13 protein-coding genes are annotated in these 15,396 nt (G+C 71.5%); 6 read left to right on the top strand and 7 right to left on the bottom strand.

Going from position 1 to position 15,396, the window contains the following annotated elements; translation table 11 throughout:
• Positions 1-81 precede the first annotated feature (81 nt).
• The 4 genes from tilS (at position 82) to folE (ending at position 4,950) form a co-directional block, all read left to right on the top strand.
• Complete coding sequence (gene tilS / locus ACZ4AA_RS26685; protein WP_467607981.1) at positions 82-1,245, top strand: tRNA lysidine(34) synthetase TilS; 1,164 nt, start codon at positions 82-84, stop codon at positions 1,243-1,245.
• A 166-nt stretch (positions 1,246-1,411) separates the two neighbouring features.
• On the top strand, positions 1,412-1,972 hold the full coding sequence (gene hpt / locus ACZ4AA_RS26680; protein WP_037625953.1) for a hypoxanthine phosphoribosyltransferase: 561 nt from the start codon (positions 1,412-1,414) through the stop codon (positions 1,970-1,972).
• A gap of 199 nt (positions 1,973-2,171) precedes the next feature.
• The gene (gene ftsH / locus ACZ4AA_RS26675) at positions 2,172-4,199 is read left to right on the top strand and encodes an ATP-dependent zinc metalloprotease FtsH (RefSeq protein ID WP_467608310.1); all 2,028 of its coding nucleotides are present in this window, start codon (positions 2,172-2,174) and stop codon (positions 4,197-4,199) included.
• A gap of 145 nt (positions 4,200-4,344) precedes the next feature.
• Entirely contained in the window at positions 4,345-4,950 is a 606-nt protein-coding gene (gene folE, locus ACZ4AA_RS26670) for a GTP cyclohydrolase I FolE (RefSeq protein WP_467607978.1), read from the top strand.
• Between the two features lie 125 nt (positions 4,951-5,075).
• Here the strand turns inward: folE and ACZ4AA_RS26665 are convergent, their stop codons facing one another.
• The 6 genes from ACZ4AA_RS26665 to ACZ4AA_RS26640 form a co-directional block, all read right to left on the bottom strand.
• Entirely contained in the window at positions 5,076-5,564 is a 489-nt protein-coding gene (locus ACZ4AA_RS26665) for a DUF3180 domain-containing protein (protein WP_467607975.1), read from the bottom strand.
• 70 nt (positions 5,565-5,634) lie between these two features.
• On the bottom strand, positions 5,635-6,246 hold the full coding sequence (folK, locus tag ACZ4AA_RS26660) for a 2-amino-4-hydroxy-6-hydroxymethyldihydropteridine diphosphokinase (protein ID WP_467607972.1): 612 nt from the start codon (positions 6,244-6,246) through the stop codon (positions 5,635-5,637).
• Positions 6,243-6,602, bottom strand: coding sequence for a dihydroneopterin aldolase (gene folB, locus ACZ4AA_RS26655; protein WP_037625942.1), 360 nt, complete (start codon positions 6,600-6,602; stop codon positions 6,243-6,245). The genes folK and folB overlap by 4 nt, the downstream gene beginning before the upstream one ends.
• A 248-nt stretch (positions 6,603-6,850) precedes the next feature.
• Positions 6,851-7,351: a nuclear transport factor 2 family protein gene (locus tag ACZ4AA_RS26650; RefSeq protein WP_467607968.1), complete on the bottom strand. Its 501-nt coding sequence runs from the start codon at positions 7,349-7,351 to the stop codon at positions 6,851-6,853.
• The gene (gene folP / locus ACZ4AA_RS26645) at positions 7,348-8,301 is read right to left on the bottom strand and encodes a dihydropteroate synthase (RefSeq protein WP_467607965.1); all 954 of its coding nucleotides are present in this window, start codon (positions 8,299-8,301) and stop codon (positions 7,348-7,350) included. Before folP ends, ACZ4AA_RS26650 begins: the two co-directional genes overlap by 4 nt.
• A gap of 77 nt (positions 8,302-8,378) precedes the next feature.
• A complete protein-coding gene (locus tag ACZ4AA_RS26640) occupies positions 8,379-10,208 on the bottom strand; it encodes a phosphatidylglycerol lysyltransferase domain-containing protein (protein WP_467607962.1) in 1,830 nt (609 codons plus the stop codon).
• Between the two features lie 199 nt (positions 10,209-10,407).
• On the opposite strand from ACZ4AA_RS26640, the gene ACZ4AA_RS26635 reads away from it, so the two are divergent.
• Complete coding sequence (locus tag ACZ4AA_RS26635; RefSeq protein WP_467607959.1) at positions 10,408-11,538, top strand: alpha/beta hydrolase; 1,131 nt, start codon at positions 10,408-10,410, stop codon at positions 11,536-11,538.
• Between the two features lie 441 nt (positions 11,539-11,979).
• The gene (locus ACZ4AA_RS26630; RefSeq protein WP_467608306.1) at positions 11,980-13,716 is read left to right on the top strand and encodes a DNA polymerase III subunit gamma/tau domain-containing protein; all 1,737 of its coding nucleotides are present in this window, start codon (positions 11,980-11,982) and stop codon (positions 13,714-13,716) included.
• A 242-nt stretch (positions 13,717-13,958) separates the two neighbouring features.
• Here the strand turns inward: ACZ4AA_RS26630 and ACZ4AA_RS26625 are convergent, their stop codons facing one another.
• On the bottom strand, positions 13,959-15,239 hold the full coding sequence (locus tag ACZ4AA_RS26625) for a PH domain-containing protein (RefSeq protein ID WP_467608303.1): 1,281 nt from the start codon (positions 15,237-15,239) through the stop codon (positions 13,959-13,961).
• Between the last annotated feature and the right edge of the window lie 157 nt (positions 15,240-15,396).

Below are 15,396 nucleotides of genomic sequence, written 5' to 3'. Positions count from 1 at the left end.
CGGTTCTGTCACCATCTACACACTCTGAGTGACAGACCCCCCGGGGCCAACCCCCCGAAAACTTCATGAAGGGAACCGGACATGGGTCCCCATCCTGCGGTCGCGGCGATACGCCTGGCGGTCCGCCGCGTACTCCACGACATCCTGACCGAACAGCCGACCACCCACGACACCCGGCGCGCGCCCGCACGCGGTGCCGCGCGCTCCTGCGCGCCCGACGCGGAACGCGTCCCCGCCCCCGGAACGCGGCGCAGCGTCACCGCGCCCGCGCGCCACTCGCACGACCAGACCTCCACGAGCTCCCGGCCCCTGCCGGGCGAGGGCGTCACCCCGGCGCCGCTCGTGCTCGTCGCATGCTCCGGCGGCGCCGACTCCATGGCGCTCGCCTCGGCCCTCGCCTTCGAAGCCCCGAAACTCGGCATCCGCGCCGGCGGCATCACCGTCGACCACGGTCTTCAGCCCGGCTCCGAGCTGCGCGCCGACGAAGTCGTGCTGCGCCTCGGTGAACTCGGGCTCGCGCCGGCCGAGTCGATCGCCGTCACCGTCGGCCGCGACGGAGGCCCCGAGGCCGCCGCCCGCGACGCCCGGTACGCCGCTCTCGACTCCGCGGCCGAGCGCCACGGCGCCACGGCGGTCCTCCTCGGCCACACCCGCGACGACCAGGCCGAGACCGTCCTGCTCGGCCTCGCGCGCGGCTCCGGCATCCGCTCACTGTCCGGAATGGCCGCGGTCTCGGGGGCCGACGGCCGTTACCGACGCCCCTTCCTGCACCTGGACCGGCAGACCGCCCGCAAGGCGTGCATGGTCCAGTCGCTGCCCGTCTGGGACGACCCGCACAACGCCGATCCGGCCTACACCCGCTCCCGGCTCCGCCACGAGGGTCTGCCCGCCCTCGAGAAGGCTCTCGGCAAAGGAGTCGTCGAGGCTCTCGCCCGTACGGCCCAGCTCTCCCGGGACGATGCCGACGCGCTCGACGCGTGGGCGAGCCAGGCGGAGGCCTCCGTACGCGACGCGGCCGGCCTCCTGGAGTGCGCCAAGCTCTACGCCCTGCCGCCCGCCGTACGCCGCCGGATCCTGCGCCGCGCGGCCATCGAGGCGGGCGCTCCGGCCGGTTCGCTGTTCGCCCGGCACATCGAGGAGATCGACCGGTTGATCACCGGATGGCGCGGTCAGGGAGCCATCAATCTCCCGGGCAAAGTCGTCGCCCAGCGCCAGGGTGGCAGACTGGTGATTCGGCAAGGCTGAAACCGGACCCTGCACCGGGGCCGCTCACGCGGCTCCCCGGGACCCCTGCACTCGGGTCGCGGGCGGTCCGAGCGGCCGTGCGGGTGAGCCGAAGGGGACCACCGCCGGTTACACGGCGCCCTGACAGGTGACGAGCCCAGAAAAGTGGGACGGACGACCGAAAGTGATGCGGGTGGACGCGAAAGACATGGGCACCGACCTCAAGTCGGTGCTCATCACCAAGGAAGAGATCGACGCGAAGCTGGCAGAGCTGGCCGCGAAGATCGACGCGGAGTACGCGGGCAAGGACCTGCTGATCGTCGGCGTGCTCAAGGGTGCCGTGATGGTCATGGCGGACCTCGCGCGTGCGCTGTCCACCCCCGTCACCATGGACTGGATGGCCGTGTCGTCGTACGGCGCGGGCACCCAGTCCTCCGGCGTGGTGCGGATCCTCAAGGACCTGGACACCGACATCAAGGGCAAGCACGTCCTGATCGTCGAGGACATCATCGACTCCGGGCTGACCCTGTCCTGGCTGATCTCCAACCTCGGCTCCCGCGAGCCCGCCTCGCTCAAGGTGTGCACGCTGCTGCGCAAGCCGGACGCGGCCAAGGTCGCGATCGACGTGGAGTGGGTCGGCTTCGACATCCCGAACGAGTTCGTCATCGGGTACGGCCTGGACTATGCCGAGAAGTACCGCAACCTCCCGTTCGTCGGTACGCTCGCGCCCCACGTCTACGGCGGCTGAGCCCCCTCTTCCTGAGGGCAGCTCAGTCCTTGTAGGACGATCGGGAACCCCAGCGGGTTTCGCGCCGTTGGAGCATGCGTGGACGGGATTGACAGCAGTCCCCTGCGGCTTCGGGTGACAATGCTGGGGTACCGTCCGAAGAACAGTCTTTATCAAACTCACTATGGCAGGAGGGACGGGGCGGCACCGCTCCGTATGGATGGACGTGAAGCGATACTTCCGTGGGCCGGTCATGTGGATCGTGCTGGCCGTCCTTGCCGTGGTCGTGTTGATGCAGGTCGTCGGTTCGTCCGGCGGCTACAAGACGGTGGACACCGGCCAGGTCGTCCAGGCGATCAATGACAACAAGGTCCAGTCAGCCAAGATCACCACTGGCGACGAGCAGATCATCAAGGCCTCGCTGAAGGACGGCGAGAAGGTTGACGGCAGCTCGAAGATCCAGGCGAGCTACATCGGCGACCAGGGCGTGGCCCTGGCCAACACGCTCCAGGACAAGTACCAGAACAAGCAGATCCCCGACGGCTACACGGTCTCGCCGACCAAGCAGAACGCCTTCGTCGGGATCCTGCTCTCCCTGCTCCCCTTCGTCCTCATCGTCGTCGTTTTCCTGTTCCTGATGAATCAGATGCAGGGCGGCGGCTCCCGGGTCATGAACTTCGGGAAGTCCAAGGCGAAGCTCATCACCAAGGACACCCCGAAGACGACGTTCGCGGATGTCGCGGGCTCGGACGAGGCGGTCGAGGAGCTCCAGGAGATCAAGGAGTTCCTCCAGGAGCCGGCGAAGTTCCAGGCGGTCGGGGCGAAGATTCCCAAGGGAGTCCTGCTCTACGGGCCTCCCGGTACGGGCAAGACGCTCCTCGCGCGCGCCGTCGCGGGCGAGGCCGGCGTTCCCTTCTACTCGATCTCCGGTTCCGACTTCGTCGAGATGTTCGTCGGTGTCGGTGCCTCCCGGGTCCGTGACCTGTTCGAGCAGGCCAAGGCGAACGCTCCGGCGATCGTCTTCGTCGACGAGATCGACGCGGTCGGCCGCCATCGCGGCGCCGGCCTCGGCGGCGGTCACGACGAGCGCGAGCAGACCCTCAACCAGCTGCTCGTCGAGATGGACGGCTTCGACGTGAAGGGCGGCGTCATCCTGATCGCCGCCACGAACCGGCCCGACATCCTCGACCCGGCACTCCTGCGCCCCGGCCGCTTCGACCGCCAGATCGCGGTCGACCGCCCGGACATGCAGGGCCGTCTGGAGATCCTCAAGGTTCACCAGAAGGGCAAGCCGGTCGCTCCGGACGTGGACCTGTCCGCGGTGTCACGCCGGACCCCCGGCTTCACCGGTGCCGACCTGGCGAACGTGCTGAACGAAGCGGCGCTGCTCACCGCGCGCAGCAACCAGAAGCTGATCGACAACAGCATGCTGGACGAGGCGATCGACCGTGTGGTCGCGGGCCCGCAGAAGCGGACCCGGATCATGTCGGACAAGGAGAAAAAGATCACCGCGTACCACGAAGGCGGACACGCCCTGGTCGCGGCGGCTTCCCCCAACTCCGACCCGGTCCACAAGATCACGATCCTGTCGCGTGGCCGTGCCCTCGGCTACACGATGGTCCTGCCGGACGAGGACAAGTACTCCACCACGCGCAACGAGATGCTGGACCAGCTCGCGTACATGCTGGGCGGCCGCGCGGCCGAGGAGCTCGTCTTCCACGACCCGACCACCGGCGCCGCGAACGACATCGAGAAGGCCACGGCCACCGCTCGCGCGATGGTCACGCAGTACGGCATGACCGAGCGTCTCGGCGCGATCAAGTTCGGCGGCGACAACACCGAGCCCTTCCTGGGCCGGGAGATGTCGCACCCGCGCGACTACTCGGAAGAGGTCGCCGCGCTCGTCGACGAAGAGGTCAAGAAGCTCATCGAGAACGCGCACAACGAGGCCTGGGAGATCCTGGTCGAGAACCGCGACGTTCTGGACGCGCTCGTGCTCCAGCTGCTGGAGAAGGAGACGCTGAGCAAGGAGCAGATCGCCGAGGTCTTCGCTCCGATCGTGAAGCGCCCGGCCCGCCCCGCGTGGACCGGCTCCTCCCGCCGCACCCCGTCGACCCGCCCGCCGGTGCTCTCCCCCAAGGAGCTGTCACTGACGAACGGGGCGAACGGATCGACGGCTTCGATCGCCACCGCGACGGAGTCCGTCCCGGCCACGGAGACGGCCCCCGAGGACCGCACCGACAGCTGAGTCCGCTCGGCTCCGGGCGGCCTCACCAGGCCCGGAATGGATGCCGCGCCCCCCAGGTTCTAGCCTGGGGGGCGCGGCATTTTCGTGTGCCCGCACCTTTTGGACGCGTCGAGGCACGCGCAGGATCCACAGGAACGAGGACCAGATGACCGACCCCGTGACGCTGGACGGCGAGGCCGCGATCGGCGAGTTCGACGAGAAGCGCGCCGAGAACGCCGTACGAGAGCTCCTGATCGCGGTCGGCGAGGACCCGGACCGCGAGGGCCTACGAGAGACCCCGGCACGTGTCGCGAGGGCGTACAAGGAGATATTCGCGGGTCTGCTCCAGCGGCCGGAGGACGTGCTGACGACGACGTTCGACCTGGGCCACGACGAGATGGTCCTCGTGAAGGACATCGAAGTGTTCAGCACCTGTGAACATCATCTGGTCCCGTTCAGGGGCGTCGCGCACGTCGGCTACATCCCGTCCACCAGCGGCAAGATCACCGGCCTGTCCAAGCTGGCCCGGCTCGTCGACGTCTACGCCCGGCGTCCCCAGGTGCAGGAGCGGCTGACGACCCAGATCGCCGACTCGCTGATGGAGATCCTGGAGCCGCGCGGTGTCATCGTGGTCATCGAGTGCGAGCACATGTGCATGTCCATGCGCGGTATCCGCAAGCCCGGCGCCAAGACCATCACCTCGGCGGTGCGCGGACAGCTGAGGGACGCGGCCACCCGCAACGAGGCGATGAGCCTCATCATGGCGCGCTAGGCCCCACGGCCTCACCCGGACCGGTCCGACCGGTCCGTCCGTCCGACCGGTCCGTCCGGCCGTCCATTTGACCGGTCAGGACAACACCGACGCCACTCACGGGGACGCGGTGCCCCGGTGCCGGGTCATGCCACCGGGGCCGTCCCGCCGTGGTGTTCGTCGTCGTCCTCCGGGAGTTTGCAGACGCGTTCCAGGAAGAAGGCGGCCGCTATCACGGCGATTCCGGCGAGGACGGAGAAGCCGGCGTAGATGGCCTGGTCGCGGCGGGCGGGGACCTCCAGGGATTCCAGGAGGAACACGCCGGTGCCGCCGTACATGCCCGCCACCAGGGCGGCGACCAGGGCGCTCGCCTGGCCGAAGACGACCGCGCGGGCGGCCATCAGCGGATCGACGCCCTTGGCGCCGGGGCGGCGTTCGCGCTGGGCCTTGAGACGGGCCCGCAGCGACAGGGCCGTCGCAAGGAGGACGATCGCGATCACGGCGAGGACGATGGGCGCGGCCAGGGGGACCCGGGGCAGCGTGCCCACCGCGTTCCACAGGCGGGCGCCCGCCCAGGACAGCACTCCGGCCACCACGAACACGGCAGCCAGTGTCCTGATCCGCAGCTGTTTCACGTTGCCCCTTCGGTAGCCCGCGTGCGGCCGGGCCCGTGTCGGGCCGGCGCGTTCGTCCTGACCTTAACGACTACTCGGGCAGCCGGAGTTCCAGGTCGGCGCGGGCCGCGACACCGTCCCGGGTGATGCCGTCGAGAAGGCGGGCGACGGCGCCGTGGCCGGGCAGCTGTGCCTCGGGGTCCACGTCGTGCCAGGGGGCGAGGACGAAGGCCCGCTCGTGGGCGCGCGGGTGAGGGAGGGTCAGCACCGGGTCGTCCGAGAGGACGCCGGCGTACGCGACGATGTCGACGTCGATCGTGCGCGGGCCCCAGCGTTCGTCCCGTACACGGTGGAAGGCCTCCTCGACCGCGTGGGCCCGCTCCAGCAGGGAGGACGGCGGGAGGGTGGTCCTGAGCACCACGACCGCGTTGAAGTACGAGGGCTGGCTGCCGGGTTCGACGCCCCAGGGCTCGGTCTCGTAGACGGGGGAGACGGCCTTGACCCGGACGCCCGGGGTGTCCTCCAGGGCGTCGACGGCTCCCTGGAGGTTCTCCAGGCGGTTGCCCAGGTTCGAACCGAGGGAGACCACCGCGCGCCGGGGGTTGCTCAGCGTGGTGTCGGCGGCGTCGACCCGCTCGACCACGGAGGCGGGCACCGGCTGGACGGTCGGGTCGCTCTGGCCCTCGGTGAAGGATGTGGTCATACTCGGCTCCGGATGATCGTGACGGTCACGTCGTCGAAGGGGACCGTGATGGGCGCGTCCGGTTTGTGGACGCAGACCTCGACCTCCTGGACCCCGTCGTGCTTGAGACACGTCTGGGCGATGCGCTCGGCGAGCGTCTCGATGAGGTCGACCGGCTCGCCCTCGACGACGGCGACGACCTCTTCCGCCACGATGCCGTAGTGCACGGTCTTCGCCAGGTCGTCGTCGGCCGCGGCCGGCCGGGTGTCCAGGCCCAGCGTCAGGTCCACGATGAAGGTCTGGCCCTCCTCGCGTTCCTTCTGGAAGACGCCGTGGTGCCCGCGAGCCTTGAGGCCGCGCAGCGCGACACGATCCACGCGAATCACTCCTGAACTTGTCGGTGAAGGCCGTCCTGTGCCGCATGCGGCCGGCACACGGGCCTCGAACGAATCTACCTGCGGGCACCGACAACGCTCGCCCACGGGCGCGGACGACCGGTGAAGGCCACGAGGCTTCACCGGGCGTTTCCCCTGGGGAACGCGGCGGCTCACGGGCCGGTAGCGCCGCCCCTACCCCGGAGTGGCGGTTCCAATCGCCTTTCGGCTCCCGGGCGCCCCACACCCACTCAGCCGGCGGTGTCCTCGTCCTCCTCCTCGCCGGACTCGGCCAGCACGGGGGAGGCGTGGTGGGACCAGAGCTTCCAGCCGTCGGCGGTGCGGCGGAACACGTTCGTGGCGACGACCAGCTGGCCGAGGAGGGGGCCGAGCTCGTCGCTGTCGTCGGGGGCGGGACCGCCGCTGAGGATGTTCTCGGTGCAGGTCACCAGGGCCGTGTCGGCGGCCACGGAGACGCGCACGTCGGTGAGGAAGAACTGGATGTACTCCGTGTTGGCCATGATCAGCGCGTACGAGCGGAGCACCTCGCCGCGGCCGTTGAGGACGGGCCAGCCCGGGTGGACGCAGGAGACGGCCGCGTCCCCGTCCTCGCTCCCGAGGTCGTCGCCCGAGGTGTCGGGCGGGATCAGCCACAGCGAGGACAGCTCCTCGAAGTCACCCCGTTCCATCGCCTCGTAGTACGCCGTGTTGGCGCGTTCGACCTGTTCGACGTCGGTACGCGGTGTGCTCACCGGGCTCCCTCTGCGGCCGTGTCGTCGGCGGTGCCGGTGCCCTGGCCCTTGGCCTTGCCCGTGCTCGTGTCTGTGTTCGTGCCCGTGCCGGTCCTGGCGCCCTCGACGGCGCGGGCGACCCGTACGGCGTCGGCGGTGGCCCGTACCTCGTGCACACGGACCGCCCAGGCGCCCTGCTGGGCGGCTATGGCCGAGACGGCGGCGGTGGCGGCGTCCCGCTCGCGCGCGGGCGGCGGGGCGCCCTCGGGGCCGGCCAGGACGCGGCCGAGGAAGCGTTTGCGGGAGGCGGCGACCAGCAGGGGGTGGCCGAGGTCGTGGAGGCGGTCCAGGCGGGCCAGGAGGGCCAGGTCGTGCTCGGGGTCCTTGGAGAAGCCGAGGCCGGGGTCGACGACGATGCGGTCGGGGGCGATCCCGCCCGCCAGCACGGCCTCCACGCGCGCGTGGAGTTCGTCGAGGACTTCGGCGACCACGTTCTCGTACGTGCCCCGGACGTTCCCGCCGGCCAGGAAGCCGCGCCAGTGCATGACCACGAAGGGGGCGCCCGCGGCCGCCACGGCCGGGATCATCGCGGGGTCGGCGAGGCCGCCGCTGACGTCGTTGACGAGGGCGGCGCCGGCGGCGAGGGACTGTTCGGCGACGGAGGCGCGCATGGTGTCCACGGAGACGGTGACGCCCTCGGAGGCGAGACCGCGGACCACGGGGATGACCCGCTTGAGCTCCTCGGCCTCGTCGACCCGGGTCGCTCCGGGGCGGGTGGACTCGCCGCCCACGTCCACGAGGTCGGCGCCCTCGGCGACCAGGCCGAGGCCGTGCTTGACCGCGGCCGTCGTGTCGAACCAGCGGCCGCCGTCGGAGAAGGAATCGGGGGTGACGTTCACGACCCCCATGACCGCGCAGCGGTCCCACGTCGGCAGTCCCGCGACTCGGCCGCGCCCGCGCTCAATACTCATACGTCCAGCCTAGGTCGTGTCCGCAAAGTCGCGTCGTCCGCCCGGAGGCCGGGCAGACGAGACTTTGCGGACACGACCTAGGCCGCCCTGACGCCCCGTTCCGTCGTCGCGTGGGTGCACGGGCGCGGGGCCGGTGCGCGGCGGCGCAGGATCCGGGGCAGGGCGAGGTTCACGAAGCCCTCGGCCTGCATGGCGGCGAAGCCGATGCGGGGGAGGTCGCGGGAGGTGGCGTAGACCACGAAGCGCGGTTCCCAGCGCGGGCGGAACTTGGCGTTGAACTTGTACAGCGACTCGATCTGGAACCACCGGGACAGGAACACGAGCAGGCCGCGCCAGGCGCGCAGCACGGGCCCCGCGCCGATCTTCTCGCCGCGTGCGAGCGCCGAGCGGAACATCGCGAAGTTGAGCGAGATCCGCTCGATGCCGAGGCGTGGTGACGCCTGGAGCGCGGCCACGATGAGGAGTTCGTTCATGCCGGGGTCGGCCGCGCGGTCGCGGCGCATGAGGTCGAGCGACACGCCGTCCGGGCCCCACGGGACGAAGTGCAGGACGGCCTTCAGGTCGCCGTAAGGACCGGGCGGGTCGTCGGCCTTGTGCGCCGTGGCGATCAGACAGTCGCCGTCGGACGGGTCACCGATACGGCCGAGCGCCATGGAGAAACCACGCTCGGTGTCGGTGCCGCGCCAGTCCTCCGCCGCGTGCCGTATCCGTTCCAGCTCGCCTTCCCCCAGATCACGGATGCGCCGCACCCGGGTCTCGTAGCCGGCGCGCTCGATGCGCTTGACCATCTGGCGCACGTTTCGCATCGCGCGCCCTGAGAGGGAGAAATCCGGGACGTCCACCACCGCCTCGTCGCCGAGTTCGAGGGCGTCGAGGCCGGTCTCGCGGGTCCACACCTCGCCGCCCGTCTCGGAGCAGCCCATCACGGCGGGGGTCCAGGAGTGCGCCCTGGCCTCGTCCATGAAGCGCTCGATCGCGCCGGGCCAGGCCTCCACGTCGCCGATGGGGTCACCGCTGGCGAGCATCACCCCGGAGACGACCCGGTAGGTGACCGCCGCCTTGCCGCTGGGGGAGAAGACGACCGCCTTGTCGCGGCGGAGCGCGAAGTGCCCGAGGGAGTCGCGGGCACCGTGCTTGTCCAGGAGGACGCGCAGCTGGGCCTCGTCGTCCTCCGTGAGGCGTGCGGCGGGGTGTTCGGGCCGGAAGGCCAGATAGATGGTGGTGACGGCGGTCAGCCAGCCGAGCGCGCCGAGGGAGAAGGCGACGGTCCAGGACGTGGGTCCGGCGTAGTCGACGGGGCCCTCGAAGCCGACCAGGCCGTACAGGACGTGGCTGATGCGGTCGGCCAGACTCGGGTCGCCGATCATGCGGTCCTCGTGGACGCTGACGATGACGAGTCCGAGCACGAGGGAACCGGCGCCCATGAGGACGAAGTTGGCGAGCGCGCGCCAGCGGCTGCGCGGATCGGGCAGCGCGGCGAACTCGTTCCGGTGGCGCAGCAGCGGTGCGAGCAGCGCGGCCGAGAGGACGACGCCGATCACCGAGTGGCGGTACGCGAACTGCGCGACGGCTCCGGCGGGCAGCAGCAGCACCGCGGCGCGCCAGGCCCGGCGCTTGCGGCGCCGCAGTCCGTGGGCGAGCAGCAGCAGGAGCACGCCGGCGCTGAGGGACAGCGCCGCGGCGAAGGGCCCGAACGCTCCGGGCAGCACCTCGGCCAGGGCGTGCATACGGCTGTGACGGAAGCGCGGGAAGACTCCCGCCGCGATGTCCAGGAGACCTACGAGCGTGCAGGCCCTGGCGACCAGGGCGGGGACGGCCTCCGGGCTCGGACCGCGCAGAAGGCGCCGCGTCCGGGCTGCTCGGCCTGGAACCCCACCCGACAATTCCCCATCTATCCTGACAGACATCGCATCCCGTGGTTCTGCGAGAGACCTTGAATCCGGTGCCATTCCGGCATCCGGCGACATTGCGCCCTCTAGGACGGTGTCTTGGGGACTCAGGTTCATTCCCCGCCGGAAATCCGGTTCAAAGGACAAGGAAAGTCCAGGGCAAGGACTCGCCAATGTGCGGGACGGACCCGGACGGAAAGCGCAGGCGGAGCAGCCCATGGGTCTCACGAGCAACAAGGTGCTGGCATTGGTGGTCCTGCTCGCCGTGCTGCTTTTCATCGGCACGGTGTGGTGGTGGCCGCGGCTCGCCAGGCGTACCTGGGCGTCCGTCGGCGGGCGGGTCGGGCTGCTGCTGGTCACTCAGGTGATGCTGTTCGCCTCGGTCGGGCTGTGCGCCAACCAGGCCTTCGGGTTCTACGCCAGCTGGGCGGACCTCCTCGGCCGCGAGAAGGGCGAGGGTGTGGTCGTCGACCACAACGGCGCCGCCGGTCCGGGCGGCGGCCCCCTCCAGGTCGTGGACACCGAGCCGGTGGCCGTCTCGGGCGGCGCCAGGCCGCAGACGGGCGGTCAGATCCAGAAGATCGACATCGTCGGCCGTACGTCCCGGATCGCCACACCGGCGTACGTGTACCTGCCGCCGGAGTACTTCCAGCCGCGCTACCGCACCCGTACGTTCCCCGCCGTCACCGTGCTGACCGGCTATCCCGGGACGGCCAAGGCGCTCATCAACGCGCTGCACTTCCCGCAGACGGAGAATCGTTTGGTCAAGAGCGGCCGGAGCCAGCCGATGATCCTGGTGATGCTGCGTCCGACCGTCGCTCCGCCGCGGGACACCGAGTGCGTGGACATCCCCGGCGGTCCGCGGACCGAGTCCTTCTTCGCCAAGGACCTCCCCGAGGCCGTGTCGGCCCACTACCGGGTGGGCCCGAGTCCCCGGAGCTGGGGCGTCATCGGTGACTCGACGGGCGGGTACTGCGCGCTGAAACTCGCAGTCCATCATCCCGGGGCGTACGCGGCGGGTGCCGGACTGTCGCCCTACTACAAGGCGCCGATCGACCGCACGACGGGCAATCTCTTCCGCGGCCACAAGGCCCTGCGCGACAGTGCCGACCTCCGCTGGTACCTGCGGAACAAGCCCGCGCCGGACACCTCGCTCCTCGTCACGAGCAGCAGGTTGGGCGAATCCAACTACAGGGCGACGCTGGACTTCATAGACCTGGTGAAATCGAAGAGGCTCACCAGGATCTCGTCGATCATCCTCGACAGCGGCGGCCACAACTTCAACACCTGGCGGCGGGAGATCCCGGCGGCGCTCCAGTGGATCAGCGGACGCCTGAGCGACCGCTGACGCCTGCCGTGTCGCGCGATGCCGTGCCGTGTCGCGCGGCGCCCTGCCCTGCCGCGTCGCGCCGTGCGCTGTGGCGCGGGGCGGTGCGGGCCGGACGAATTGAGGGTCGTCCGGCCCGCCGATCGAGGGTCGTCCGGCGCCGGGATAATGGCGTCCCGCCGAGGAATGCCGGAGCCGCGTCGATGACGATTCGGATAACGTTCGGAGCCGGTCGAATTGATCGCGGAGCCGGTGCGATCGGGGGGCGTGGCGGGCTTAGTGGGACAAGCGGTGTGTCCTGTGGGCGGCTGGTACAGGACAAAGCCTCCGGGGAGACTGGGTTTTTACCGCGCGGGGCACCAAGATTCGCCTACGCGCGGTAAGTTTCTGGCCATGCCACGTGGACGCCACCGCCATTCCCCGCCCTTGCACAGGGTGCTGCCTTCTTCGGCGATCGCCGGCGTGTCGCTCGTCTGCGCCATAGGACCCTGGCTGTTCACGGACGCGTTCGCGCTCCGTGTCCTGGCCGCGGGTGCCGCGGCGACGGCGGTCGTCAGCGCGGTCGTCCTGCGCCAATGGGACTCCGCGGCGGGTAAACGCGTCGCCGATCTCACGCGCGCGCGGGCGAGCGACGAGTGGCGTCATGAGGAGCGCGTCGCCGAACTGGAGACGGATCTCGAGGAGTCGCGCGAACTGCGCGGCAAGCTGGAGCAGAAGCTGCGCGCCAAGCGCACCGAACTGGCCGGCCTGCGCAACGAGCACGCGGCGCTGCTGCGGCGCTACGCCACGGCCGAGACGGAGCGGGCCACCGCCCTCGAGGGGCGCCGGCAGCTCGCCATAGAGGCTTCGGTACCGGCCCGCGCCCTGCCGGCCGCGCGGACGGCTCCGGACGACACGGAGACGCAGGATTCCGACGCGACGGACTCGCTCGCCGTGTCCGACGCGCACGACACGCCGGACGCGCACGACACGCCGGGTTCCGCGGACCTCGCCGCGGCGGCGGACTCGCCGGAGACGCCCGAGCCGGACGAGGCCACCGAAGCGGACGAGACGCCTGAAGCGGTCGAGACGGCCGAAGCGGACGAGACGCCCGGGGGACCGGGCGCGTCGGAGGCACCCGAGGGGCATGAGCGTTCCTCGGCCTCCGAGGGGCCGACGGAGCCCGGGAGTTCCGGCCGCGCGCCGTCCGTGTCCGGAAGCGGTACGGACGCCATCGAGGCCTTCATCGCACCCGACGACGACCCCGTCGCCCCGGACGCACGGGACGGCGAGGACGCGAAGGCGGAGGCCGGGACCGAGGAGTCCGCGGAGGGCTTCTCCCCGACCGGGTCGTCGCTCTTCCTGCGGGGCGGGGCGGCACCGGGCCGTACGGCGGTCGATGCCCGGCAGACGCAGGGCACCCGGACCGCGGTGTCCTCGACGTCCGTCGCCCTCGCGCTGCCGGAGTCGGCCCCCGCCGACACCGCCCCCGACGCCGACGCGACCGCCAGGTCCCTGAACGACGTGCCCGCGCCCGCCGGTTCCGCGCTGGACGCGGCCGTCAAGCGGGACGCGGCCAAGAGGCGCGCGGCGATGCAGAAGGGCTCGGCGGCCACGAAGGACCTGGTCGCGAGGAAAGACCTGATGGCCGAGCGGGACGCGGCCGCGCAGGGCGAGGCCGCCCCGAAGGGCGCTCCGGCCGCCGAGACGGGTCCGTCCGCGGACTCCGTCACGGAGGCGGGTGGGGCGCAGGGGAAGCCCGAGGCGGCCCGCGAGCACCAGCGCGCGGCCGCCGAGGCCGAACCGTCGGCACCCGCCGCGCCCGAGACGTCCCGCAGGGCCGTGACGGCGTCGCCGACGCGGGCGGCGCTCCCGCCCGCCAGGCCCGCCCAGCGCTCCGGGCACTTCACCGTGCCGACCGCGGTGGCCGTCGTCCCGCAGACCGCGCCGGTGCGGCGTCCCTCGGTCGAGGGCGGCTTCGACTTCTTCGGTACGCAGAAGGAGGAGGCGGACGCCGCCGCGATGGAGGCCGTGCAGAACGAGGACCTCGCCGACGTGGTCGGTCAGGAGGCGCTCGCGGCGCACCAGGCCGAGTCCGAGGCCGGGTCCGAGCCCGTGGGGGAGACCCCTGAGGGCGCCGACCGCCAGGTCATCGACCTCACCGCGCACGACGAGACCGAGCACATCGACATGACCGGGCTGCGCAGCGCGGCTTCCTGAGCCGTACGCCCGCCGGGCGCGCACGACGAACCGAGGGCAGTGGCATCACGCCACTGCCCTCGGTCGTTCGCTGTCCGCGCCGAGAACCCGCGTCACAGCCCCTGCCCGGAGCGGACTCGTGCGCCCGGCGCCCTTCCCGCTCCGGCTTCCCGGTCCGGCTTCCCGGTCCGGCTTCCCGGTCCGGCTTCCCGCCGCGGCTCCCCGGTCCTGCTTCCCGCCTCGGCTTCCCGCCCCGGCGTGGCTCAGGCCATCCACCGGTCCGGCGGGGCCTCACGCCGTCCCGTGCGGGAGCGGTCCGCCTGTGCCTGGAGCAGCTCCGCCGCCTCCGTGGCGTCCCGCAGCCGCGCCGTCACCGTCTTGCCCGCACCGGCGTCGACGTGGACGTCGGCGAGCCCCTTGAAGCGCTCCCAGGGCCCCTGCGTCAGCCGGACGCTCTGCGCCTTGGCGTGCGGGACGAGGGAGAGGCGGCGTCGCAGGAGTCCCCGGCGCGCGGCGAACACGGTGTCGGTGACGGCGAGTCCGTACCCGTGCCACCAGAACGGCACGCACCAGCCGGCCCGCCGCGGCGGGCGGTCCAGCGACGTGGGAACGGTCACCCCGGGCAGCACCGCGGCGATCACGGCGTAGGCGACCTCGTGCGGGGCGACGGGCACGAGGACCGAGTTCGACGACCCGGCTACGTCCAGCTCGACGCGCACCCATCTGCCGCGCCACAGCAGGGGTTCGACGATGCGGACGGTCTGCACGCGTCCGGGCGGCACCGTCTCGTGCGTCCGGTCCAGGAGCCCGTGATCGATGCGCAGGCCGTCGGGCGACTCGCCCACCGTCCAGTCGTACTCGCCGACGAACCGCCCGACGCTGCTCGCGCCCGCGGCGCCGAGCAGGGGCAGCCCGGTCGCGAGGACCGTCCAGGCACTGTGCGTGGCGAACCACAGCAGCGTGGGGACGACGAGCGCGGCGACCAGGGAGGCCCAGGTGGCGCCGGTGAGCAGCAGGGAGACGGCGAGGACGCCGGGCGGCACGTGCAGCAGCCGCCGCACCGGCGCCTCGCCGACCTCGCGGGCGGACTCGGGTGCGAACCCGGCCGCCCGGGCCAGGAGTTCGGCACGCAGTCGTCGGGCCTCGCCCTCGCCCAGATAGGCCAGTTCGTCCTTCTTGTCCGTTCCGACGACGTCGAGCTTGAGCTTGGCGACACCCGCGACCCGGGCGAGCAGCGGCTGGGTGATGTCGACGGCCTGGAGCCGTTCGAGCCGGATGTGCGCGGTGCGGCGGAACAACAGGCCCGTACGGATGCGCAGTTCGGTGTCGGTCACCGCGAAGTGGGTGAACCACCAGCTCAGGAAGCCGTACAGGGCGGCGCCCGGGACGATCACGGCGAGTCCGACGAGCAGCGCGGTCGTCGTGAGCCGGGTGAGCTGCTGCTGCGCCTGGCCCGGATCGTGGACGGCCCAGCCGGCGAGCACCGCGACCGGGGCCCAGGCGCGCCGGAATGGGGTCACCGGGTGCAACCGCCGCTCGGACAACGGGACTTCCTCCCGTACGAAACCGTGGTCCCGTACGAAACCGTGGTCCCGTAGGGAACGGTGGTCCTGTGGGGAACCCTCGTCGTCCGGTCCGGCCGTCGCGTCGGGGAGGCCGGGCGAGGCGGCGGCCGGGTGCCCGGACGGGTGTCCCGGGGAG

The organism is Streptomyces sp. NPDC024698 (assembly GCF_055559015.1).
The sequence above is the reverse complement of the archived record's forward strand: the minus strand, read 5'-3'. Positions and strand labels throughout refer to the sequence as shown.